The 23,314-nt window shown below is 68.7% G+C and carries 24 protein-coding genes; 6 read left to right on the top strand and 18 right to left on the bottom strand.

Annotated features, from left to right (window positions below; translation table 11 throughout):
* Nucleotides 1-20 precede the first annotated feature (20 nt).
* From IEV96_RS14920 to IEV96_RS14900, 5 genes are all read right to left on the bottom strand, one after another.
* Nucleotides 21-584, bottom strand: coding sequence for a GIY-YIG nuclease family protein (locus IEV96_RS14920; protein WP_229733441.1), 564 nt, complete (start codon nucleotides 582-584; stop codon nucleotides 21-23).
* Between the two features lie 97 nt (nucleotides 585-681).
* Nucleotides 682-1,203 (bottom strand): peptide-methionine (S)-S-oxide reductase MsrA, encoded by a 522-nt coding sequence (msrA, locus tag IEV96_RS14915; protein WP_188511535.1) that lies wholly within the window; start codon nucleotides 1,201-1,203, stop codon nucleotides 682-684.
* Nucleotides 1,204-1,364: 161 nt separating this feature from the next.
* Nucleotides 1,365-2,297, bottom strand: a complete 933-nt coding sequence (locus tag IEV96_RS14910) for a hypothetical protein (protein WP_188511534.1) — start codon at nucleotides 2,295-2,297, stop codon at nucleotides 1,365-1,367.
* Between the two features lie 36 nt (nucleotides 2,298-2,333).
* Nucleotides 2,334-4,418 carry an ABC transporter ATP-binding protein gene (locus IEV96_RS14905; protein ID WP_188511533.1) on the bottom strand — a complete coding sequence of 695 codons (2,085 nt, stop codon included), beginning with the start codon at nucleotides 4,416-4,418 and terminating at the stop codon, nucleotides 2,334-2,336.
* A complete protein-coding gene (locus IEV96_RS14900) occupies nucleotides 4,415-6,148 on the bottom strand; it encodes an ABC transporter ATP-binding protein (protein WP_188511532.1) in 1,734 nt (577 codons plus the stop codon). Before IEV96_RS14900 ends, IEV96_RS14905 begins: the two co-directional genes overlap by 4 nt.
* 230 nt (nucleotides 6,149-6,378) lie before the next feature.
* Between IEV96_RS14900 and IEV96_RS14895 the strand changes: the two genes are divergently transcribed.
* Genes IEV96_RS14895 through IEV96_RS14885 form a run of 3 tightly spaced genes read left to right on the top strand, consistent with a single transcriptional unit; the run spans nucleotide 6,379 to nucleotide 8,722 of the window.
* On the top strand, nucleotides 6,379-6,798 hold the full coding sequence (locus IEV96_RS14895) for a YciI family protein (RefSeq protein WP_188511531.1): 420 nt from the start codon (nucleotides 6,379-6,381) through the stop codon (nucleotides 6,796-6,798).
* Between the two features lie 4 nt (nucleotides 6,799-6,802).
* Nucleotides 6,803-8,050, top strand: coding sequence for an RNA polymerase sigma factor (locus IEV96_RS14890; RefSeq protein ID WP_229733440.1), 1,248 nt, complete (start codon nucleotides 6,803-6,805; stop codon nucleotides 8,048-8,050).
* 3 nt (nucleotides 8,051-8,053) lie between these two features.
* Nucleotides 8,054-8,722, top strand: coding sequence for a M23 family metallopeptidase (locus IEV96_RS14885; protein WP_229733439.1), 669 nt, complete (start codon nucleotides 8,054-8,056; stop codon nucleotides 8,720-8,722).
* Between the two features lie 19 nt (nucleotides 8,723-8,741).
* Here the strand turns inward: IEV96_RS14885 and IEV96_RS14880 are convergent, their stop codons facing one another.
* On the bottom strand, nucleotides 8,742-9,299 hold the full coding sequence (locus IEV96_RS14880) for a cysteine hydrolase family protein (RefSeq protein ID WP_188511530.1): 558 nt from the start codon (nucleotides 9,297-9,299) through the stop codon (nucleotides 8,742-8,744).
* Between the two features lie 25 nt (nucleotides 9,300-9,324).
* Nucleotides 9,325-9,900, bottom strand: coding sequence for a TetR/AcrR family transcriptional regulator (locus IEV96_RS14875; protein ID WP_188511529.1), 576 nt, complete (start codon nucleotides 9,898-9,900; stop codon nucleotides 9,325-9,327).
* Nucleotides 9,901-9,983: 83 nt separating this feature from the next.
* On the opposite strand from IEV96_RS14875, the gene IEV96_RS14870 reads away from it, so the two are divergent.
* Together IEV96_RS14870 and IEV96_RS14865 are read left to right on the top strand one after the other, a co-directional pair.
* Complete coding sequence (locus IEV96_RS14870; RefSeq protein WP_188511528.1) at nucleotides 9,984-11,027, top strand: NAD(P)-dependent alcohol dehydrogenase; 1,044 nt, start codon at nucleotides 9,984-9,986, stop codon at nucleotides 11,025-11,027.
* Nucleotides 11,028-11,139: 112 nt separating this feature from the next.
* Nucleotides 11,140-11,943, top strand: coding sequence for a siderophore-interacting protein (locus tag IEV96_RS14865; protein ID WP_229733438.1), 804 nt, complete (start codon nucleotides 11,140-11,142; stop codon nucleotides 11,941-11,943).
* 99 nt (nucleotides 11,944-12,042) lie between these two features.
* Here the strand turns inward: IEV96_RS14865 and IEV96_RS14860 are convergent, their stop codons facing one another.
* From IEV96_RS14860 to IEV96_RS14820, 9 genes are all read right to left on the bottom strand, one after another.
* On the bottom strand, nucleotides 12,043-13,053 hold the full coding sequence (locus IEV96_RS14860) for a hypothetical protein (RefSeq protein ID WP_188511527.1): 1,011 nt from the start codon (nucleotides 13,051-13,053) through the stop codon (nucleotides 12,043-12,045).
* A complete protein-coding gene (locus IEV96_RS14855) occupies nucleotides 13,053-14,162 on the bottom strand; it encodes an AI-2E family transporter (RefSeq protein ID WP_188511526.1) in 1,110 nt (369 codons plus the stop codon). The genes IEV96_RS14860 and IEV96_RS14855 overlap by 1 nt, the downstream gene beginning before the upstream one ends.
* 25 nt (nucleotides 14,163-14,187) lie before the next feature.
* Entirely contained in the window at nucleotides 14,188-14,727 is a 540-nt protein-coding gene (locus IEV96_RS14850; RefSeq protein WP_188511525.1) for a hypothetical protein, read from the bottom strand.
* A gap of 8 nt (nucleotides 14,728-14,735) precedes the next feature.
* Nucleotides 14,736-15,059 carry a DUF7882 family protein gene (locus IEV96_RS14845; RefSeq protein WP_188511524.1) on the bottom strand — a complete coding sequence of 108 codons (324 nt, stop codon included), beginning with the start codon at nucleotides 15,057-15,059 and terminating at the stop codon, nucleotides 14,736-14,738.
* Nucleotides 15,060-15,093: 34 nt separating this feature from the next.
* Complete coding sequence (locus tag IEV96_RS14840) at nucleotides 15,094-15,450, bottom strand: hypothetical protein (protein WP_188511523.1); 357 nt, start codon at nucleotides 15,448-15,450, stop codon at nucleotides 15,094-15,096.
* A gap of 68 nt (nucleotides 15,451-15,518) precedes the next feature.
* Nucleotides 15,519-15,977, bottom strand: coding sequence for a Fe-S cluster assembly sulfur transfer protein SufU (sufU, locus tag IEV96_RS14835; RefSeq protein WP_188511522.1), 459 nt, complete (start codon nucleotides 15,975-15,977; stop codon nucleotides 15,519-15,521).
* A complete protein-coding gene (locus tag IEV96_RS14830; RefSeq protein ID WP_188511521.1) occupies nucleotides 15,974-17,281 on the bottom strand; it encodes an aminotransferase class V-fold PLP-dependent enzyme in 1,308 nt (435 codons plus the stop codon). Before IEV96_RS14830 ends, sufU begins: the two co-directional genes overlap by 4 nt.
* A 61-nt stretch (nucleotides 17,282-17,342) precedes the next feature.
* On the bottom strand, nucleotides 17,343-18,656 hold the full coding sequence (locus IEV96_RS14825) for an O-acetylhomoserine aminocarboxypropyltransferase/cysteine synthase family protein (protein ID WP_229733437.1): 1,314 nt from the start codon (nucleotides 18,654-18,656) through the stop codon (nucleotides 17,343-17,345).
* 2 nt (nucleotides 18,657-18,658) lie between these two features.
* Nucleotides 18,659-19,828, bottom strand: a complete 1,170-nt coding sequence (locus IEV96_RS14820) for a MalY/PatB family protein (protein ID WP_188511520.1) — start codon at nucleotides 19,826-19,828, stop codon at nucleotides 18,659-18,661.
* A gap of 155 nt (nucleotides 19,829-19,983) precedes the next feature.
* Between IEV96_RS14820 and IEV96_RS14815 the strand changes: the two genes are divergently transcribed.
* Nucleotides 19,984-21,201, top strand: a complete 1,218-nt coding sequence (locus tag IEV96_RS14815) for a polysaccharide pyruvyl transferase family protein (protein WP_229733436.1) — start codon at nucleotides 19,984-19,986, stop codon at nucleotides 21,199-21,201.
* Here IEV96_RS14815 and IEV96_RS14810 read toward each other — a convergent pair.
* Both IEV96_RS14810 and IEV96_RS14805 read right to left on the bottom strand, forming a co-directional pair.
* Nucleotides 21,198-21,653, bottom strand: a complete 456-nt coding sequence (locus IEV96_RS14810; RefSeq protein WP_188511518.1) for a MarR family winged helix-turn-helix transcriptional regulator — start codon at nucleotides 21,651-21,653, stop codon at nucleotides 21,198-21,200. The two genes, IEV96_RS14815 and IEV96_RS14810, sit on opposite strands and share 4 nt — an antisense overlap.
* Entirely contained in the window at nucleotides 21,646-23,262 is a 1,617-nt protein-coding gene (locus tag IEV96_RS14805) for an MDR family MFS transporter (RefSeq protein ID WP_188511839.1), read from the bottom strand. The genes IEV96_RS14810 and IEV96_RS14805 overlap by 8 nt, the downstream gene beginning before the upstream one ends.
* Nucleotides 23,263-23,314 lie beyond the last annotated feature (52 nt).

The following is a 23,314-nucleotide window of genomic DNA, read 5'->3' as shown; positions in this document are numbered from 1 at the left end:
CCGATAATGTTGGTGGCGGTTCAGGCGAGCAGCGCGAGCCGTTGGCTCCTCCACAGGGCGTACAGCGACCACGGGTCATCCACACCCGCCCGCAACACCTCGATGTGCTCGGCGAGAGCATCGTGTGCGGCGAACCACTCCGACTTCGCCAGACGGTGGTCGGCAAACTGCACGTGTCTGCGCTGTTCGAGGGTTCGGTCGCCGCGTTCGAAGGCGAGCACTTCGTCGTAGCGGAGGCTCGCGAACCGCTGGCGCGGGTTGCCGGATGTACCGATCTTGATCTGATCACGGAAGCGCAGGTAGTAGACGACATCGACCCTGACCACCGCCACGTGTTCGGGGTCGGCGGAGTCGCCGACCTTCCACTCGCAGATCGCGCAGAGCCACCCCGACGGGTACTGGACCCCCAGCCGCGACCCGCAGGCCAGGCACGGCGACGGAAGCACATCGGTGACCCCGACTTCGCCGGCGACCCAGTCGTGGGCGGCCAGCAGGTGGTGCTGGCAGAGGTTGAGCGGGGTGCCCGCCGCTGTCGGCCGGGCGCACGGCAGCCCCGAGTCGAGCACGATTCCGCAGCTGTTCACCTTTTCCACGGTACGCCCCGGGTGCGACATCAGCTCCCCCCGAACGCGAAACGGCCGCCACCCCCGAGGGGATGGCGGCCGTCGTCGTTATGGCTGACTAGCTCGCGACCTGCTCGCGTCGCGGCAGCTTCCAACCGGGACGCACGTAGTGGCAGGTGTAGCCCTCGGGGTACTTCTGCAGGTAGTCCTGGTGCTCCTCCTCGGCGAGCCAGAAGTCGCCGACCGGCTCGACCTCGGTGACGACCGGGCCCGGCCAGATGCCCGAGGCGTCGACATCGGCGATGGTGTCGCGGGCGACCCGCTCCTGCTCGGCGTCGGCGTAGTAGATCGCCGAGCGGTAGCTGCGGCCGCGGTCGTTGCCCTGGCGGTCCTTCGTCGACGGGTCGTGGATCTGGAAGAAGAACTCGAGCAGCTCACGGAAGTTCGTGCGCTCGGGGTCGAAGGTGATCTCGATCGCCTCGGCGTGGTCACCGTGGCTGCGGTAGGTGGCGTTGGGGGTATTCGGGTCGCCGGTGTAGCCGACGCGAGTGGAGATGACGCCCTCGCGCTTGCGCACCAGCTCTTCGACGCCCCAGAAACAGCCGCCTGCCAGCGTTGCCTTCTCAAATGTTGCGCTCATCGTGTGGCCTCTCTGCTCGTAAACGAGTACGTGTAAATCGTAGGCGGTCGCGGCTGGCTGCCGTGTGCCTGGCCTACGACGGGTACAACGCAGAGGTACGGCTGGAAGTTCCCGGTCGGGTCGGCACCCACAGCCCGCTCACAGGCAGGTCGAGCCGAAGGCTAGGACGCCGCGTCGAGGGCGCGACGGTTTCGGATGACACGGAACGCGACGAGAGCGACCAGCATGGTCACGATCGCGATCGCCACCTGCACGAGCGACTCCCGCGGCGAGCCGAGCAGGGACACGAAAACCTGACCGGCGAACTCGGCCATCTCGGTCGGGTACCCGGCCAGCACGCGCGTGCCCGCCGCGGCCGCGATAGCCGTGAACGCGGCCGGGCCGAGCCACAGCAGCAGCAGGCTGCCCGCCGCCGCTAGTGCGCGGCCGACTGTGCCGAACCCCGACCACGCGAGCGCGACACCGACCCCGATGGCGGGAATCCACTGCGCGAATCCGCGGGCGAGCTCCTGGGGTTCGATGACCGACAGGCCGAACGGGAGCACAACGCCGTTCATCGACGCCCCGATCACGATCGCGACGATCGTCACGCCGACGGCGAGACCCGGGGCGGGGGCCCGTGCGATGAGCAACAACACCACGACGCCCAGCACGATTGCAGCTACCGTGCCGCCGACGAGCGCGGCGAGGTAGACGACCGAGGCGGTCCCGGGGAGCAGCCCGGCCGACACCGAGACCCACGTCTGCACCAGGGCGACCAAGTACACGATCACCGCGCCGGCCGCGATGGCAGGCACGCCGCGCGGCCGCTTTCGCGCGCGCAATACGCGTGCGACGGCCCCGGCGATCGCCGAGCCGGCAACGATCACCGACACGATGAGACCCAGGGCGTACTGGCTGAACGGCAGCAGCACGAGCGGCATGTCGTCGGGCAGGGTGCCGGTGGCCCACAGGTTCTGCAGCGGGAGTCGCGCGCCCGTCACCAGCCAGGCCAGCAGACCGAGAAACGCCGCACCCGCCCCGATGCCGAGGTCGATCGCCACACCCTTCGCGGAGCCGGTGGCGGGCAGGTCATGACGGTCTTTTGATTGCATGTGAGCAATCGTTACATGCCCGCCGCCGGCCACCCGCTATTCGATCACACGATCTTCTTCCAATGCGCCGGGCACGAGCCGCGTGGCGTCGACGGAGTCGGGCTCCTGCACATCCAGCTGCGGGAACTCCTCGTCGATGTCGGTCGAGGCACCCTCGAACTGCGAGTTGTAGAGCCGGAAGTAGGCGCCCTCGCGAGCGATGAGCTGCTCGTGGGTGCCCTGCTCGACAATGTCGCCCGCCTCCATCACGAGGATGAGGTCGGCGTCGCGGATGGTCGACAGTCGATGGGCGATCACGAACGAGGTACGGCCTCTACGCAGCGCCGCCATGCCGTGCTGCAACAGCAGCTCGGTGCGGGTGTCGACCGACGAGGTGGCCTCGTCGAGGATGAGCACCGAGGGTTGGGCGACGAACGCCCGGGCGATCGTGATCAGCTGCTTCTCGCCGGCGGAGACGTTCGACGCCTCCTCGTCGAGCACGGTGTCGAAGCCGTCGGGTAGCGAGTGTACGAACCTCTCGACGTAGGTGGCATGGGCCGCCGCCGCCACCTCGTCGTCGGTGGCATCCTGACGCCCGTAGCGGATGTTCTCCCGGATGGTGCCGGCGAACAGCCACGGGTCTTGCAAAACCATGCCGGTGCGCGAGCGCACGTCGCGGCGGCGCAGGTCGGCGATGTTCTGGCCGTCGAGCAGGATGCGACCGCCGTCGAGCTCGTAGAACCGCATGATCAGGTTGACCAGCGTGGTCTTGCCCGCGCCGGTCGGGCCGACGATCGCCACCGTCTGACCGGGCTTCACCGAGAACGACAGGTCGCGGATGAGCGGGTGCGCCGGGTTGTACGAGAACGCGACGTGGTCGAAGACGATCGTGCCGTCGCCCACCACCGGTTCGGGGGCGTCCGTGGCATCCGGATCTTGCTCGTCGGCGTCGAGCAGCTCGAAGACGCGCTCGGCCGAGGCGGTTCCGGACTGCACGACCGCCGCCATGCCGCCGAGCTCGGCGAGCGGCTGGGTGAACTGCTGCGAGTACTGGATGAACGCCTGCACGTCGCCGAGGCGCAGCTGGCCGCTCGCGACCATAAGCCCGCCGAGCACGGCGATGCCGACGAACGACAGGTTGCCGATGAACATCATGCCCGGCATGATCATGCCGGAGAGGAACTGGGCCTTGAAACTGGCCTGGTAGAGCTCCTCGTTCTCGGCGCGGAACTTCTCGTGCGAGTCCTGTTCGCGGCCGAAGACCTTGACCAGCGCGTGACCCGAGAACGACTCCTCGACCCGCGCGTTGAGCAGGCCCATCTTGCGCCACTGGATGCCGAACGCCTTCTGCGACTTCGGGCCGATGATGCCGAAGATCACGGCCATCAGCGGCAGGCTCACGAGCGCGACCAGGGCGAGCTGCCACGAGATGGAGAACATCATGATGAGCACGCCGACCACGGTGAGCAGCGCGGTGAGCGCGCCGGACAGCGACTGCTGCATGGTCTGGGTGATGTTGTCGATGTCGTTGGTGACGCGGCTCAGCAGGTCTCCGCGCTGCACCTTGTCGAAGTGCGAGAGCGGCATGCGGTTGATCTTGGCCTCGACCGACTGGCGCAGGCGCCACATCGTGCGCACCATGATGACGTTGATGACGTAGCCCTGCAGCCAGCCGAGCACCGACGCCACGATGTAGAGAGCGAGCACGAGCACGAGCACCTGCGTGAGGCGGGCGAAATCGACGCCCTCGCCCGGGGTGATCTGCATCGCGCCGACCATCGTGGCCAGGTCGCCCTGGCCGGCCGCGCGCAGCTGCTCGACGGCCTGCGCCTTGGTGATCCCCTCGGGCAGCTGCGCCGAGATGAAGCCCTCGAAGATGATGTTGGTCGCCTCGCCGAGCACGCGGGGTGCGAGGACCGTGAGCACGACGCTGATCGTGCCGAGCAGCGAGACGAACGCGAACGCGAACGCGTGCGGCCGCAGCAGGCCGATGAGCCGACGGAAGCTGACGCCGAAGTTGGCCGCCTTGCCGGGGGCGACACTGTCCCACGAGTCGGAGGCGATGCGCGCCTTCTCGGCGAGCTCGAGCTCGCGCTTCTCGTCTTCGCTGGGCTCGGGAGCGACGGGTGCTGTCTTGCTCATGCGCTGGCCTCCATTCCGAGCTGGGATCCGACGATCTCGCGGTAGGTCTCGCTCGTGACGAGCAGTTCGTCGTGGGTGCCGACGCCGACCATGGCCCCGTCGTCGAGCACGACGATGCGGTCGGCGTCGGTGATCGTGGACACCCGCTGGGCCACGACGATCTTGGTGACATGGGGCAGTTCTCGCCACAACGCCTGACGCAACCGGGCGTCGGTCGTGAGGTCGAGCGCGGAGAACGAGTCGTCGAAGACCAGGATGTCGGGGTTGTGCACGATGGCACGCGCGATCGCGAGCCGCTGGCGCTGACCGCCCGACACGTTGGTGCCGCCCTGGGCGATGCGGGCCTCGAGCTGACCGTCCATCTCTTCGACGAAGTCGCGGCCCTGGGCGATCTCGAGCGCGCGCCAGAGATCGTCGTCGGTCGCGTCTTCCCGTCCGAAGCGGAGATTGGATGCCACGGTGCCGGTGAACAGGAACGGCCGCTGCGGTACGAGACCGATCGTCGTCCAGAGCAGGTCGAGCTCGACGCTGCGCACGTCGACGCCGCCGACCAGCACGGCGCCGCTGGTCACGTCGAAGAGGCGGGGAATGAGCGAGACGAGCGTGCTCTTGCCCGCGCCCGTGGATCCGACGATCGCGACGGTCTCGCCGCGGCCCGCGGCGAAGCTGATGCCGCCGAGGACCCCCTTCTCTGCGCCCGGGTAGATGAAGCCCGCGTCGCGGAACTCCACCGTTCCGGGAGTCGGGAACTCGGTGACCGGAGTCGTGGGACGCACGAGCGTGGTCTCGCTCGCGAGCACGGCGCTGACGCGCTCCGCCGAGACGGCCGCCCTCGGGATCATGATGGTCATGAACGTCGCCATAAGCACGCCGCCGAGGATCAGCCCGATGTACTGCATGAACGCGAAAAGCGTGCCGATCTCGATCTCGCCCGCGTCGACCCGGATGCCGCCGAACCAGATCACGCCGACCACGGTGACGTTGAGCACGAGCATCGCGAGCGGGAAGAGCAGAACGAAGAGCGAACCGACGCGACGGCCGACGTCCATGATGTCGGTGTTCGCCACCTCGAACCGCTCTTCTTCGATCGGTTCGCGCACGAACGCCCGCACCACCCGGATGCCGGTGAGCTGCTCGCGCATGATGCGGTTGACCGCGTCGAGGCGCTTCTGGAACAGCCGGAACAGCGGCACCATGCGGCTGATGATCACGCCGACGATGAGCAGCAGCACCGGTACGACGACGGCGATGATCCAGCTGAGCCCGATGTCTTGACGCACGGCCATGATGATGCCGCCGATGGCGAGCAGCGGCGCCGACACCAGCATGGTGGCCCCCATCATCGCCAGCATCTGCACCTGGGTGACATCGTTGGTGTTGCGGGTGATGAGCGAGCCGGCGCCGAACTGCGACACCTCACGCTCGGAGAAGGCGCTCACGCGTTCGAAGACGTCGTTTCGGATGTCGCGTCCCGCTTGCATCGCGGCCCGCGCGGCGAAATACGTCGCGATGACCGACGCCGTGATCTGGCCGAGCGAGATGGCGAGCATCAGCAGCCCGGTAGACCAGATGAAACCGGTGTCGCCCGTGGAGACGCCCTCGTCGATGATGCTGCCGTTGAGCGTGGGCAGGTAGAGGGATGCGAGCGCCGCGACGAACTGGAAGACCAGCACGCCGATCAGTTGGGTGCGGTACGGACGCAAGTAGCGCACAAGAAGTTTTCCCAGCATTGGGTCTCGTCTCCAGAGTGAATCGATGGGGCGCTGAACGGTTGATCGACTGTCGCCTGCCCCCGTACTTTATTGGGCACCTCCGACATCGCACCAGTCGCGTACTCTGCCAGCGTAAAAGCGGCCAGGGCGCGAGAATTCACCGCCGCGACTGTCGATTGGGCGTGGCGCCGTTCGACCTCCGGGTGAGAAGGTCGACAGGCGACCACCGACGAACGAAGGAGTACGAGATGGCCAAGTACATGCTGATCATGAGGGCGACCGATGAGCTACTTGAGAAGTTCGCGAACGTCGACTTCAACGAGATGCTTGAGACGATGGGCAGATTCAACGACGAGCTCATCCGAGCGGGCGTGATGCTCGCGGCGGAGGGACTCGATGAAGCGAAGAACGGCGTCGTGGTCGACTTCAGTGGCGAGACCCCGGTGGTCACCGACGGCCCCTACGGCGAGACGAAGGAGCTGTTCAACGGCTTCTACATCCTCGACGTCGCCTCGCAGGAGGAAGCGGTCGAATGGGCGAAACGGATGCCGCAGATGGACGGTGCCAAGGTCGAGATCCGCCGGGTGCCTGGCATCGACGAGTTCCCGCAGGACAACGAGTTCGTGCAGCGCGAGCGCGAATGGCGCGAGCGCACGGGACAGCTTTAGCCCCGTGAGCGAGACCCGGGCGAGGGCGGCCGTCGAGGCGGTGTGGCGCATGGAGTCCGCCCGAATCGTCGGCGCCCTCGCCCGGTACACCGGCGATTTCCCGCTCGCCGAAGATCTCGCGCAGGAGGCACTCGCCGAGGCGCTCGTGTCCTGGGCGGTCGACGGTGTGCCCGCCCACCCGACCGGGTGGCTGCTCACCGTCGGCCGACGTCGGGCTATCGACGCGTTCCGCCGGCGCTCCGCTCGCGACGCCCGATACGCGCTGCTCGCCCGCGAGCTCGACGACGAGGTCGCCGGCGCCGACACCCTGTTCGACCCGCAGGCCGTCGACGACGACGTGCTCGCGCTGATGTTCATCGCCTGTCATCCGATCCTGCCGAGGGAAGCACGCATCGCGCTGACACTGCGCGTCGTCGGCGGACTCACCAGCGCCGAGATCGCCAAGGCGTTCCTCGTCCCCGTGCCCACGGTGCAGGCGCGCATCACCCGGGCGAAGAAGACGCTGGCCGCGGCGCGGGTGCGGTTCGCCGCTCCGGCCGCGACCGAGGTCGCCGAGCGCCTCGGGTCGGTGCTGCAGGTGGTCTACCTCATCTTCACCGAGGGTTCGCATGCGTCATCCGGAGACGAATGGATGCGCACCGGGCTGTCCGACGAGGCACGTCGACTCGCCCGCGTGCTGGTGCGGCTCGCGCCCGAGCCCGAGGTGTTCGGGCTGCTCGCGCTGCTCGAACTCACGGCGGCCCGGTTTCCCGCCCGACTCGACGCGTCGGGCGAGCCGGTCCTGCTCGAGCACCAGGACCGGGGGCTGTGGGACGGCGCGGCGATCCGACGCGGGCGTGCCGCGTTGGCCCGCGCCGCGACCCCCGGCCGCGGGCTCGGCGCCTACGGACTGCAGGCGTCGATCGCCGAGTGCCACGCGGTCGCACCCTCGGTCGACGCAACCGACTGGGCCCGGATCGTGATTCTCTACGAGGCCCTGGCGCGGCTGGCCCCGTCGCCCGTCGTCGAACTCGGCAGGGCCGTCGCGGTGGCGATGGCCGAGGGCCCGGCCGCCGGGCTTCACCTCGTCGACGCACTCGTCGCGCGCGCGGAGCTGCCCGGTTCGCACGTGGTGCCCGCCATCCGGGGCGAGTTGCTCGCGCGGCTGGGACGCTCCGACGAGGCGCGGGCGGCCCTCGGCTCCGCCATCGCGCTCTGCGACAACTCCGCCGAGCGCGCGACGCTCGAGCGCAAGCTCACGGGGCTCTCGTGACCGGTGCCGGTCGAGATCGCGCTGCCCTTCGCCGGCCGCTGGCTCGCGATGAACAGTCCTGCCCGGCGCGTGCCGAGTCACGGCATCGACCTGCTCGGCCAGCGCTACGCCATCGACTTCGTCGGGGTGGACGACCGGCACCGCGACGCCGCGCACACCGACTGGCGCACGCTGCTGCACACCGAGCCGCCCGACCGGTTCTTCTCGTTCGGCAGGCCCATCCTCGCGCCGGTCGACGGCGTGGTGGTCGGGGTGCACGACGGCGAGCCCGACCACGAGGCGCGGCGGTCCCAGCTCGCCCTGTTGCCGTACGCCCTCGGTCAGGCGGCGCGTGTGCGGCTCGGCCCGACCGCGGTCGCCGGCAACCACGTCGTGCTGGAGTTGCGGCAGAGCGGCGTATTCGCCGCCCTCGTGCACCTGCGTACCGGGACGCTGCGGGTGGCCGTGGGCGACACGGTCGTCACCGGACAGCAGCTGGCGCAGTGCGGCAATTCGGGCAACTCGACCCAGCCGCACGTGCACGTACAGCTGATGGACAGCGCCGACCTCGCCGTCGCACGCGGGGTGCCCGTCGCGTTCCGCGGCTACCGCGAGTGGATCGGGGGCACGCGACATCCGACCCTCGTCGGACGCGGCATACCCGGCGAGCGCAGCGTGGTCGAGCCGGCGTAGCGCCGGCGGAGACCGCGACTCACTGTGCCTCGAGCACCGCGACGATCTCGACCGTGGTGGCCGTCTCGCCCAGGATCGGGAAGACGCGCAGCACGCTGTTCTCGTGCGCCTCCGCGCGCATGTCGGTGATGGCGTCGATCGCCACGACCACGTTGTAGCCCGCGTCGTAGGCGTCGCGCGCGGTCGACTCCACGCCGAAGCTCGTCGCCAGTCCGACGATGACCACCTGCGTCACGCCGATGTCGGCCAGCCGCGCGGCCAGGCCGGTGCCGGCGAAGACGCTCCAGGCGCGACGGGTGACGACGATCTCGTCGGCCGCCGGCACGACCTGCGGGACGAGCGCCGACATCTCGGCGGGCCATACGGATGCCTTTCCCCCGTACTCGGAGCGCCCCGCGGCCGTGCCGTCCACGTTCGCGATCACGACGGGGAGACCGCGCGCGCGGAAGGCGGCGAGCAGCGCGACCGCGTTGGCGACGACACCCTCGACGGGGTGCACCGTCGGGTTGCGCACGGTGCCGGCCTGGAGGTCGACGACGATGAGGGCGGTGTTCGGGTCGATGGTGCTGATGGCCAAGGTGATTCCTTCGATAGGGGGCGGGTCAGAGAACGGCGCGGAACTGTTCGATCGCGCGGTCGATCGCCTCGGCGGAGTCGTCGATCGATCCGTCTTCGGCGGGCGTGAACGCGTACCGCATGACGGTGCCCGCGATCATCAGCAGCGGAAGCGAGGGCGCGGCGGGCTCCGACGCGGCGAGCGCCTCCTTCACGAGCGTCTCGGCATCGCGCACCTGCCGTTCGACCCGCTCGCGCAGCGCGGGGTGCAGCTTGAGCAGGTGCTGACGCTTGGCGGCGAACGACGGCAGGTCGTCGAAGACCGAGCGCACCGCGGCAGACATCAACCGGACTACCCGCGCGAACGTGTCATCCGTCGACGAGCCGAAAGCCTCGAGGTCGTGCGCCGACAACCGCGGCGGCCGCGTGGCGAGAACCGCGTCCTCCTTTGTCGGGAAGTAGTTGAAGAACGTGCGGCGCGAGACGCCCGCCTGCTCGGCGATCGCGTCGACGGTGGCGCCAGCGAGTCCGTGACGCAGCACGAGGGACACGGCGGCGGTGTGGATCGCGTCGGCCGACTGCGCGCGATTGAGCTCGCGGCGCGAAACGGGCGGATGCTGCATTCCTGCAGTTTATGCACCGGTGCAGAATTAATCCACCCGCACTCCTATAAGCCACACATGTCGCACCGCGTAGATTGAGACGCATGCTTACTGTCAACGCCTACGCCGCGCCCTCCGCGACCGAGCCCCTCGTCAAGACCACCATCGAACGCCGCGACGTCGGCCCGAAAGACGTGCTGATCGAGATCAGGTACGCCGGCATCTGCCACTCCGACATCCACACCGTGCGCGGCGAGTGGGGCCCCATCTCCTACCCGCAGGTCGTCGGCCACGAGATCGTCGGCTACGTCACCGAGGTCGGCTCCGAGGTGTCGCTGCACCAGGTCGGCGACAAGGTCGGCGTGGGCTGCATGGTCAACTCCTGCCGCGAGTGCGAGAACTGCCTCGCCGGTAACGAGCAGTACTGCCTCAACGGCAACACCGGCACCTACGCCGCCGTCGACGTGGACGGGACCATCACCCAGGGCGGCTACTCCACCCACGTCGTCGTGGTCGAAGACTTCGTGCTCAAGGTGCCCGACTCGATCCCCTTCGAGAAGGCCGCTCCCCTGCTCTGCGCCGGAATCACCACCTACTCGCCGCTCGCCCACTGGAACGCGGGCCCCGGCAAGAAGGTCGCCGTCGTCGGAATGGGCGGCCTCGGCCACATGGCCGTCAAGATCGCGCACGCCATGGGCGCCGAGGTCACCGTGCTCTCGCAGAGCCTGAGCAAGCAGGAGGACGGCCTGCGTCTCGGCGCCGACCACTACTACGCGACGAACGACCCCGCGACCTTCGAGACGCTCGCCAACTCGTTCGACCTCATCATCAACTCGGTGAGCGCGAAGATCGACATCAACGCCTACCTCGCGCTGCTGCGCTTCGAAGGCACCCTCGTGAGCGTCGGCGCCCCGCCCGAGCCGCTCCCGGTGCAGGTCTTCACCCTGTTCAACAACCGCCGATCGTTCGCCGGTTCGAGCATCGGAAGCATCCGCGAGACGCAGGAGATGCTCGACTTCTGCGCCGAGCACGGCATCGCGCCCGAGACCGAGCTGGTCGCCGCCGACGCCATCAACGAGGCCTACGAGCGCGTGCTCGCCTCCGACGTGCGCTACCGCTTCGTGATCGACATCGCGACGCTCGCCTGATCGGAACGAACTGACCTTCGGATGTCGCGGGGCCCGGGCCCCGCGACATCCACCGTCTCTTCGCAGCAAAAATTCTTGGCGGCGGGCGGTTAGCTTAGGCTAGCCTCAGTTCGTGCCGAAAAAGTCTTCCCGAACCGTGCCGACCGACCCGCGGCTCTATCGGGCCGAGGTCATCGCGAGTTACGACCTCACGCCGAGCCTGCGGCGCGTGACGGCCGGTGGCGACGGCCTGAAGGACTTCCCGTGGATGGGCTACGACCACTGGTTCCGCCTGTTCCTGCGCCGGCCGCACCAGGGCCAGTTCGTGCTTCCTGAGCTGAGCGGCACGAAGTGGTACAAGGAATTCCTCGCCATCCCCGAACACGCGCGTCCGCACTGCGCGAACTACACCGTGGCCGACTACCGACCCGAGACCGGCGAGATCGACATCGACTTCGTCATCCACCGGGGCGCCGACGGCTCGCTCGAGGGCGGCGCCGCCATCTGGGCCTGCAGCGTCGAGCCGGGTGACGAGTTCGCGTTCCTCGACCAGGGCATCATCTTCGACCGGCCCGACGACGCCTCCGAGGTGCTGCTCGTCGCCGACGAGAGCGGGCTGCCCGCGGTCGCCGGCATCCTGCGCTCCCTGCCGCACGACACCGTCGGCCGCGTCATCCAGGAGGTGCCCACCCACCTCGACCGGCGCGACCTGCCGCGCCCGGCCGGCGTCGACATCTCGTGGGTCGTGCGCGACGACTCGAACCTCGTGGCCGGCGTGAAGACCCTCGCCGCGCTCAAGGAGTACCCGCCGCTCGACCCGAACGGTTACGGCTTCGTGGTCGGCGAGTCGAAGCTGGCCACCGAGGGACGCCGCCAACTGCACCGACTCGGCCTCCCCAAAGACCGCATCACGTTCTCGGGCTTCTGGAAACACTGAGCGCGCTGGGCGCTGAGCGCGGCGCGCGCGATAGTGCAGTTGTGGCGGGTCGGCACGGGCGCGCACCGTGCATAGGTGCACTTTCGCGACCAGATCGACCTACTCGACCGGCGGCAGCCACGCGTCGACGTCGACCGCGTAGACCCAGCGCTTGCCGGGAAACTCGGTCACCGACCAGACCTGGCGGCGGGCGGGCCAGAGCGCCAGGTCCTCCGGGCCGGGCGGCAGCACGTGCTCGTGCCGGGTCATGCCGTCGGGCGTGCCCACCCACAGGTCGCCGCCGAGCTTGTCGCCCCGGCTGGCATTGACGAACCACGTGTCATCCGCCAGCACCACTCCCTGCATCTCCGGGATCCCGGGAACGTGCGTCGCGTCGACCGTCGCCCGCCCGTCGAGCACCCGCAACCGTGCGAGCCGCGGCTTGCCCTTCTTGCTGTACTCGCCGCTGACCAACCGCAACTCGGCCGCGTCGTCGTCGTTTTCGAGTGCGATGAACGAGTAGCGCAGCGGCGCTTCCGGCGATTCCGGCGGTGCGAAGCTGCCGAACTCGGGCAGCAGGTAGCGGTAGCCGAAGGGGCCGGATCCGCGGCGCAGCAGGCCCCGTCGCGGCATGCTCAGGATGCCGGAGAGCCGGAATTCACGGAATCCCCCACCGGTCGCCGCCACCAGCAGCCGGTCGCCCGACCAGACGATGCCGCCGGCGTGCACCATCACGGGGTCGAACGCGGTGCCGTCCGCCGTGCGCCGCGGGGCGACGAGCAGCACGTGCGTGTAGCGCGGCTTCCGCGGATCGCTCAGGTCGACGATGCTCACGCGGGAACCCTGCTCGACGCCGCGTCTGGCCTGCGCGTACCAGCTGGTGATCGCTACGGGGCGTCCCTCGAACTCGCCGACCGCGATGCCCTGCGGCCACCACCGCTGGTTGAACACGTCGATGAGCCGCCAGCGGAAGCCCTCCACGGCCGCGACCCCGGGCACTCGCACCCGTCGAGCGCGGTGTCCGCGTCGCGCGAGCAGCCCCGCGAGGCCGATGCGTTCGGCACCGGTCGCGGCGTCCTCGGCGAGGCCGGGCTCGGTGAACGAGCCGAGCAGCTCGAAGGCGGGCGTCATCAGACCGCGGTTTGCTCGATCGCGGGATCGGTCGGCGCCTCGGGCTCGGCCGGGGCGCTCCACGTCTTGATGATCGCCCAGGCCACGGCGGCGATCGGCACCGACAGCACCGCGCCGATGATGCCGCCGAGAATGGTTCCGGCGGTGAGGGCGAGCAGGATGACGAGCGGGTGCAGCTTGAGCGACTGCGCCATAACGACGGGCTGCAGGAAGTTGCCCTCGAGCTGGTTCACCGCGATCACGATGATCACGACGATGAGAGCCGCGACGGGACCGTTGGCGACGAGCGCCACCAGCGCCGCGAGGATGCCGGCGACCGTGGCTCCGATGAGCGGGATGAACGCCGACAGGAACACGATCACGGCCAAGGGCAGGGCGAGGGGAACGCCGATGATCGCGACGCCGACGCCGATCGCGATGGCGTCGACCGCGGCGACGGTCGCGGTGCCGCGCACGTAGCCGCCGAGGGTCTTCACGGCGACACGGCCGATGCGGTGCCCGCGCTCGAGCACGTGACCGCGGAACGGGCGCAGGAAGAACGCCCAGATGCGGTCGCCGTCTTTGAGGAAGAAGAACAGGATGACGACGGCGAGCAGCACACCGGTGATCAGCTCGCCCGCGACCGAGACCCCGGCGAGCGCGCCCGAGCCGAACTGGCTGCTGGTGAGGAAGTCGACGACCGTGTCGCGGAAGGAGTCCAGCTGCGCCTGGTCGACGGGGAACGGACCGTTTTCGACGAACTCGTGCAGTTGGTCGATGCCGTCGGAGGCGGATGACACGAGCTCGCCCCACTGGTCGCGCACCGCGAACACGATGAGGGTGATGAGTCCGCCGAATACCACGAGTCCTGAGATGAGGGTGATCCAGGTGGCGAGGATCGCGGAAACACCACGCCGGCGGAGGAAGGTGATGACGGGGCTGAGCGCCGCGGCGAGGATGACCGCGATGAGCAGCGGGATCACGACGAGTTTGAGCTGGATGAGCGCGTAGACCGCAGCGACGGCCAGCAGCAGCACGACGACGATCTGCGCGCTGCGGATGCTGAGCACGCCCAGCCGGTCGGTCATCAGCTCGCGCGGGGAGGGGCGGGTGTGCATCTCGTCGGACATAGACCAACCCTAGGCGAGCACCCGCTCAGTCGTCGCTCGCCACCAGCAGTGCTATGGTCTTCGACTTCGGCGAGATGACCACGAACTCGTGGAACCCGAGCACGCCCAGCTGGCCGCCCCAGGGGTGTCGCGCCGTGTCATCCAAATCGGTCAGCCTGAACACCGCGGACGCTCCCTCGAGAACGTGCGCGACGAAACTGTCGTACTTGACCGTCAACTCCTTCGGCAACGGGCCGAGCTGGCCGGCCCACGTGCGCACGGTCTCGCGGCACTTGCGCGCCGACGACTTGTCGAAAGAGCCCACCGTGATGTGGTCGAGCCGGAAGGGACCGTGCAACCCGCGCGACGGCTCGGGCAGCGCGCCGGAGGGGCTGGCGTAGTCGTCGTTGTACCAGGGGTTGGCGATCACGGCGGCCAGCACGTCTTTAGGGTTGCCCACTCCGGAGTAGGCGAAGAATTTGACGTCGATCCACCGGAAGTCGGGGGTGATTTCGCGAAATCTGACGATCTCGGAGTTGATGTGAGTGATCTCTACGATGAGCTGGCTCGCATTCGGGTTGGACACGTCGCGGATCAAGTCTCCGACTGCTGCGGGGAGCCGGCGGGTTCCGGGATGATCCTGAGACCGGCCGGGGTGTTGGCCAGCTGCACGAGTTCTTCGAGCCAGACACGGTTCAGCGTCGGGTCCTTCTTGCCGTAGAAGTCGAACTGCAGCGGGATGGCCGGGTGCAGCCAGATGGAACTGTGTCCGCTGCCCTGCGACGACTTGTACTCCCACGAAAACGTGAAGCTCTCGCCACGGCGCAGCTTGGCGAGGATGACCACTTTCAGGTGGGCGAGAATTCGGTCGTCGAATTCCACGCTGATGGATGGCGTGCCATAGATGAACTTGCCCACGGGGTCCTCACGGGTCTGGCTTGAAATACGGATGCTAGTCGAATGCGCTGTCGATGTCGGCGATTGCGCGGTCGAAGTTCTTCGCGTCTTCGGCGGCCGTGGCGCGCGGTTCGACGGCGACCATGTCGTCGAGCTGCGGCATCTCGGGGACGGGAAACTCGCTTTCGTCGGTGAAAGCATCCGAATCGACCTCGACGTCGGCGACGTCGAACTGGATCGCGGAACTCAGAACGATGTTGTGCGTGGTAATAGTACCGTCAGCCTCGAGTGCGGGTACGTCGACGATGACGCTGTTGTTGGCGGCCGACAGCTGAGAGGCGTACTCGAGCAGCGCCGAGGCGACCGCGGTGCTCGTGATGAGCGTGCCGCTCGCGAACGTGATGCTTTTCATACAGCGACAATAACCGTCAGCGTCGCGGGCGAATTCCACCGGGACTGGCGGCGGGAAACGCGCTATCGCTAAGCGCTGGCCACTCGCGCCTGGGCGATGGCGTGCTCCGCCGCGACCCAGGCCAGCATCGCGCACTTCACGCGGGCGATGTACTTCGAGACACCGCCGAGCGCCGCCGCGTCGCCGAGCACCTCTTCGTCGGGTTCGATCGCCCCGCGCGAGCGCATGGCGGTGCGGAACAGCTCGATGCGGCCCTGCAGGTCGTCGAGGGTGAGCGAGACGGCCATCTCGGTGAACAGCGAGGCCGAGGCCTGCGAAATGGCGCAACCGTGGCCCTCCCAGGTGACCGAGGTCACGAGGTCGGTGCCGGGCTCGACGTGCAGTTGCAGCGTCACCTCGTCGCCGCAGGTCGGGTTCACCTGGTGCGACGATGCGGTCGCCTCGGTCGTGAGTCCGAAACCCTGCGGATGGCGCGAGTGGTCGAGAATCAGCTCTTGGTAGAGCGCCTGCAGTTCTGAAGAACTCATGAGCCGACTCCGAAGAAGGTGGTGGCGTCTGCGACGCCGGTGAGCAGTTGGTCGATCTCGGCGTCGGTCGAGTACAGGTAGGCGCTCGCGCGGGTGGACGACGTGACGCCGAGGCGGCGGTGCAGCGGCTGCGCGCAGTGGTGGCCGACCCGCACGGCGATGCCGCGGTCGTCGAGGAACTGGCCGACGTCGTGCGAGTGCACGCCGGCGACGTCGAAGCTGGCGAGACCCACCCGGTGGGTGCCGGCGGGCTGCCCGAGCACCCGCACGCCCGCGATCGACGACAGTCCGGCGACGAGACGCTCGCCCAGTCGGGACTCGTGCTCGGCGATGCGCTGCAACCCGACGCTCTCGAGGTACCGCACGGCCGCGGCGAGGCCGACCGTCTGCGAGATGCGCTGGGTTCCGGCCTCGAAGCGCTGGGGAGCGGGCAGGTACTCGGCCGACTCCATGGTGACGGTGGTGATCATCGAGCCGCCGGTGAGGAACGGCGGCATGGCGTTCAGCAGGTCGGCGCGGCCGTAGAGCACGCCGATGCCCGTCGGACCGAGCATCTTGTGGCCCGAGAACACGGCGAAGTCGACGCCGAGGGCGACGACATCGAGCGTCATGTGCGGCGCGGACTGACAGGCGTCGAGCACGGTGAGCGCGCCCACCGCCTTCGCGCGGGCGACCAGGTCGGCGACGGGGTTCACGATGCCGAGCACGTTGGACACGTGGGTGAACGCGAGGATGCGGGTGCGGTCGGTGATCACCGCGTCGACGCTCTGCGGGTCGAGCGAGCCGTCGTCGAGGATCGAGATGTACCGCAGGGTGGCACCGGTGCGTGCCGCGAGCTCCTGCCACGGCAGCAGGTTGGCGTGGTGTTCCATCTCGGTGACCACGATCTCGTCGCCCGGGCCGATGCGCAGCGCGCGCGCCGCGTGGCCACCGCGGCCGAGGCTCGCGTTCGAGACGGCGTAGGCGATGAGGTTGATGCCCTCGGTCGCGTTGGATGTCCAGACGATCTCGTCTTCACGGGCGCCGACGAACCTGGCCACGGTCGCGCGGGCGTCTTCGAAGGTCTCGGTGGCGAGCGCGGCCAGCATGTGCGCGCCGCGGTGCACGGCGGCGTTGTCGCGCTCGTAGAAGACACGTTCGGCGTCGAGCACCTGCACCGGCTTCTGCGACGTGGCACCGGAGTCGAGGTAGACGAGCGGCGCGCCGTTGACCACGGTCGACAGGATCGGGAAATCGGCGCGGATGGCGGCCAGTTCGGCGTCGCCGAGGGCGTCGGTCCGGGTCGTCTGCGCGGTGTCAGTCACCCATAGAGTCTACGCGCCGGGCCCGCGCACGCGCCGGTTCGCGCCCTCGCACCGCCAGGACCTAGGGCGCCAGGGCGCGGTCGAGATCGGCGATGAGGTCGCCCACGTCTTCGATGCCGATCGACAGCCGGATGAGGCCGGGCGAGATGCCGAGACGGTCGCGCAGGTCTTGCGGGAACGAGATGTGCGTCGTGGTGGCCGGATGAAGCGCCATGGAACGGGTGTCGCCGATGTTCGTCATACGGCTCACGACACGCAGCCGGTCGAGGAACCGGCGGGCGCCCTGCTCTCCCCCGCGCACGGTGACCGAGAAGACCGAGCCGCTGCGTCCGCCGTAGAGGCGCTGCGCCAGCTCGGTGCGCGAGTTGCCGGGCAGGCCTGCGTAGTCGACGCTCTCGACTCTCGGGTGGGTGGTGAGCCACTCAGCGATCGTCACCGAGTTGGAGAGGTGACGCTCCATGCGCAGCGAGAGGGTCTCGATGCCCTGGTGCAGCAGGAACGAGTTGAACGGCGACAGCGCCGGTCCGATGTCGTTGACGACGGCCTCGCGGGTGGCGCGGGCGTAGGCGGTGTTCCCGTAACGCTCGGCAACCGACGGCAGCCCGGGAGCGGCCGGCTGGGTGATGAGCGGGAACGGCCGGTTGGCGCCCACCCAGTCGAAGGTCCCGCCATCGACGATCGTGCCCGAGATGGCGGCGCCGTGACCGGAGAAGAACTTGGTCGACGAGTGCACCACGATGTCGGCGCCGTGCTCGAACGGGCGGATAAGGAACGGCGTCGCAATGGTGTTGTCGACGACGAACGGGATGCCGTGGCGCTTCGCGACCGCGGCCACCCGGCCGATGTCGACGATGTCGTTCTTCGGGTTGGGGATCGTCTCGCTGAAGATGGCCTTGGTCTCGGGAGTGATCAGGCGGTCCCACTCGTCGTCGTCGTTCTCGTCCCAGACGTAATCGACGGTCACGCCGAAGCGGGCGAAGCTGCGGCCGAAGAGGATGCGGGTGCCGCTGTAGATGCTCGCGGTCGACACGATGCGGTCGCCGCTGCCGGCGAGGGACAGCAGCGCCGACGTGATGGCCGCCTGCCCGGAAGCGACGACGATCGCCTCGGTGCCGCCCTCGAGCGACGCGATGCGCTTCTCGGCCACGTTGCCCGAGGGGTTGCGCTGCCTCGAGTAGATGAGACCGTCGTTCTCGCCGGCGAACCGGCCGCGCGCGTCGTCGAACGAGCCGAACCGGTAACCGGCCGTCATCGCGATGGGCGAGACGCGGGCGCCGCTATTCAGGTCGTCGTACTCGCCGGCGTGCACCTGCCGGGTGTCGAACGCGTAGCCCTGCCAGTCGTACTCGGGCTCGAACACCTCGTGGTCGGTCACTGTCACTCCCTCGATCGACGCACGGCGGCGGCCATGCTGATGACTGTTTCTTCGAGAATCGGGCGCGGCATCGCGAAGATGATGCGCACGTGGTCTTCGTATCCGGTGCCGCACAGCGCGCCGTCGGTGAGCGCCACTCCGGCCTCGGTGCGGAAGAAGTCGCCGAGGGAACCCTGGATGCCGAGAGCGGAGCAGTCCAACCAGGCGATGTACGTGGCATCCGGAACCGTGTATTTCACCTCGGGCAGGTGCTCGGCCAGCAGGTCGCGCAGCAGGAACCGGCTGCCGTCGAGGTAGTCGGTGACCTCGGTGAGCCACTCGCGGCCGTGCGAATAGGCGGCCGTGGCCGCGATGACGCCGGGGGTGGATGCACCGTGCAGAACCGCGAAGCCGAAGATCTGGTAGAGCTCCTCGTCGGCCTCGTTCGAGGTGATCAGCTGGGCGGCCTTGAGGCCGGGCAGGTTCCACGCCTTCGAGGCCGAGGTGGCGGTGATCGTGTGCTTCGCCGCCGCCGGCGAGACGGAGGCGTAGGGGACGTGCGGCGCATTGCCGTAGCGCAGCGGCGAGTGGATCTCGTCGGCGAAGACGCGGCCGTTGTGACGCTCGACGACCGCGGCGATGGCCTCGAGCTCGTCGCGCCCGATGGCGGTGCCGGTGGGGTTCTGCGGGTTGCACAGGATGAGGGTGCGGGCGCCGGCGTGGAAGGCCCGGTCGATGGCCTCGAGGTCGTGGCTCCACCGTCCGTCGGTGACGAGGCCGGGGACCTGGAAGACCTCGCGGCCGAGGGTGGGTACGAAGCTGAGGAACGGCATGTAGGCGGGCGTCGGGATGATGACGCCTGTACCGTCGGGAGAAAACTTGGTGATCGCCACCTCGAGGGCGGACATCACGTCGGAGACCGGGTGGATGTTCTCGGGCGCGATGTCCCACCGACAGTCGTTCTTCAACCACGCCGAGGTGGCCTCCGCCATGCGTCGCGTCGTAGCCGGCGCGAGATAGCCGAGGTCGCCGTCGTCGATGGCGCGGTGCAGGGCCGCGGTGACCTCGGGCGCGGTGCCGAAGTCCATCTCGGCGACCCACGCGCCGATGGTGCCGGGGTGCAGGCTCCACTTGCGGCTGTCGGGGCGGCTCAGCTGTTGGCGGCTGATCTCGTCGAAGCGGCTCGTCGTCATGGCTGGTCTCTCGTGGTGGGTCGTCTCGTCTAACCGACAGTAGTTAGTCCGGTTGCGCGCGCGAGCGGCGGGCGACTCACAGCGTCATGTAAGTCGACTAACGTGGTTCCGGCCCGCGGCGTGCGGGATCGATCCCAGCGCCCGGAGTGAAGAGTTTGCGAATAGTAGTAATCGGTGACGTCGGAGTGATCGACAGCATGGTGCACGTCGGCGACGAGGCCATGTTCGACGAGATGGTCTACCAGCTGCGTCGCCGCGGCGTCGACGGCATCACCGGCATCTCGTCCAACCCCGCCGAGACCCGGGAGCGTTACGGCATCGACGCGGTCGCCGGCATCGGTTTCCGCACCCAGAAGACGCGCGACGAGCAGGCCGACCGCATGCAGCGCGTGGTGCGCACTGCCGCGGGCGAAACCGGCCTGCTGGCCGCGGACGACAGCGCCCTCGCCGTGATCGAGGCCATCCGGGCGAGCGACGGAGTGGCCGTCTCGGGCGGCGGCAACATGGCCAGCACCTGGCCGTCGCACATCTTCGAGCGCGCGACGATCGGCGAGATCGCCCGCCTGCTCGGCAAGCCGTTCGTCGTCTCCGGCCAGACGATCGGCCCGCACCTCGACGACGCCGACCGCGCCCTCGTCGCGACCCTGCTCTCGTCGGCCCGACTGGTCGGCCTGCGCGAGAAGCCCTCGCACGCCCTCTCGCTCGAACTCGGCGTCGACCCCACGCTGCTCGCGCAGACGGTGGACGACGCCAGTTTCCTGAGCGAACAGGACAGAGTCGCGGATGCCTCGGCCGACACCGCCACCCCGTACTGCCTCGTCTCGCTCTCGACCCACGTCGGCGCCGAGAACCGCGACGAGTTTCAGCAGGCGGTCGCCGACCTGCTCGACCACGTGGTCGAGACCACCGGACTCGACGTCCGCTTCTACGCCCACTTCGCCTCCCTCGACGCGACCGAGTCGCGCGGCGACACGGTGATGCACGACGCCGTGATCGCCCGTATGGCCACCACCCGCGTCGCCACGCTCAACGAGGGCGACTCGGTCGCGGCGGCACGGCTCGCCCGCGGCGCCGCCCTCGTCGTCAGCAGCCGCTACCACCCCGCCGTGTTCGCGGTCTCGGGCGGCGTGCCCACCATCGGCATCCCCGTCGACGAGTACACGACCACGAAGCTCACCGGCGCCCTCGGCAACTTCGGCCAGAGCTCGTTGGTCAGTGCCGCGCAACTCGTCGCGGGTGCGGCGCCGGCCGTGGCATCCGGGGTCTGGAACGACCGCGAGGCCATCCGCGCGCGCGGGCTCTCCCTCGCCGAGTCGAACCGTGCCGCCTCGGCCGCGTGGTGGGACCGCGTGGCGGCCGCGCTGGGCGCCTAGCGCGACTCGTTGAACTTGTTCAGCAGCCGGGCGAAGGCCTCGATGTCCGCGGCGTCCCAACTGGCGAGCATGCGGCGGTAGTCGCTCTTCAACTCGACCCGGAACTCGTCGAGCCGTTCGTTGGCCTTGACGCTCGACACCACGAGGCTGGCCCGGCCGTCCTCCGGATCGGGCTGCGCCTCGATGAGCCCGCTCTCGCGGAGCGCGGTGAGCTGGCGGCTGACGGCGCTCTTGTCCATCGACAGTCCCGCCGCGACGTCGCCGGCGCGGATCGGCTCGTGCGCCATCACGTAGCGCAGCACGAGGTAGCCGGCGGTCTGCATGTCGGGGTCGAGGTGCTCGACGAGGCGCTTCACCCGCGCCTTGCTCGCGCGGTACAGCACCGCGACGCCCTGCTCGATCTCGAGCGCGTAGACGTCGCGGGCCGCGTCGGACTCCGGGGAATCAGGCACGAGCATCCGAATCTTTGATCACGGGCACCGGACGCGTGACGGCGCTCGGCACGACGGCCTCGCCGCCGGCCACGTTGAGCAGCAGCTCCGCCTCGGTCTCGGCGAGCTGCTGCACGCCGGTCTTGGTGCCGAGCTCGGCGTTAGGCAGGAAGATGATGCAGAGCAGGGTGATGAGCGCGAGCGGAGCGGCGATGAGGAAGATCTCGCCAATTGCCTGGCCGTAGGCGCTCTCGACGAGCACCCGCACCGGCTTCGACAGCTCGTTCACGTCGGGGATGGTACCGGAGGCGAGCGCCTTGAGCTCGCTCGCCGGGGCGCTGATCTTCACGATGCCCTCGGTGATGTGGCCCGCTACCTGCGACGCGAGCACCGCGCCGAGGATCGAGACACCGAGCGTGCCGCCGAGGCTGCGGAAGAACGCCACGGCCGAACTCGCCGCACCGATCTGGCGCACGTCCACCGAGTTCTGCACCACGAGTACGAGGTTCTGCATCACCATGCCGAGCCCGAGGCCCATCAGGGCGAGGTAGATCGACACGAGGGTGATGTCGGTGTCGTAGCGGATGGTCGCCATCAGGCCGAGACCGACGGTGAGCAGCGAGGCGCCGACCACCATCCAGCGCTTCCATTTGCCGGTGCGGCTGATCAGGGTGCCGATGAGGGTGGATGCCACGAGCGAACCGACCACCTGCGGGAGGCTGAGCAGCCCCGACTGGGTCGGATTGGCACCGCGGCTGAGCTGCCAGTACTGGCTGAGGAACACCGACGACGCGAACAGCGCCACACCGACCGTGAGGCTCGCCACGACCACGAGCGTGAAGCTGCGGTTCTTGAAGAGGTTCATCGGCAGGATGGGCTCCTTCACCACGATCTCTGTGACCACGGCGGCGGCGAGCAAGACGGCCGCACCGACGGCCATGAACCACGAGGTGGCCGAGTTCCACTCGAACTGGTTGCCCGCGAGCGAGACCCAGATGAGCAGCAGCGAGACGCCCGCGGCGATGAGCACCGCGCCGAGGTAGTCGATCGACACTGTGCGCTTGGGCCGCTTGGGCAGGTGCAGGGTGCGCTGGATGAGGATGAGGGCCAGCACAGCGAACGGCACCGCGACGTAGAAGTTCCAGCGCCAGCCGATGGTGTCGGTGATCACTCCGCCGAGCAGCGGGCCGCCGGCGGTACCGACCGCGAGCACGGCTCCGAGCAGCCCGACGTAGCGGCCGCGCTCACGCGGGCTGACGATGTCGGAGATGAGCACCTGCACGAGCGAGATGACGCCGCCGGCACCTAGGCCCTGCAGCACCCGGAACACGATGAGGGTGTCGGTGCCCTGCGAGAATCCGGCGAGCGCCGAGCCGAGCACGAAGACCACGATCGCGATCTGCACGAGCAGCTTGCGGTTGAACAGGTCGGCGAGCTTGCCCCAGATGGGCGTGCTCACCGTGGTGGCCAGCAGCGTGGAGACGACGACCCAGGTGTAGGCGGTCTGGTCGCCCTCGAGGTCGGAGATGATCTTCGGCAGCGACGTCGACACGACGGTCGATGCGAGCACGGCGACGAAGAGACCGGCGAGCAGGCCGGAGAGAGCCTCGAGCACCTGGCGGTGCGTCATGGCCGGTGGAGCGGTTGTTTCTGACACGGTTTTTCCCATTCACGACAATGAC

It is taken from the genome of Conyzicola nivalis, assembly GCF_014639655.1.
Lineage (GTDB): Bacteria > Actinomycetota > Actinomycetes > Actinomycetales > Microbacteriaceae > Conyzicola > Conyzicola nivalis.
Note: the sequence above shows the minus strand (reverse complement) of the source record. Positions and strands in the feature narration are given on the sequence as shown.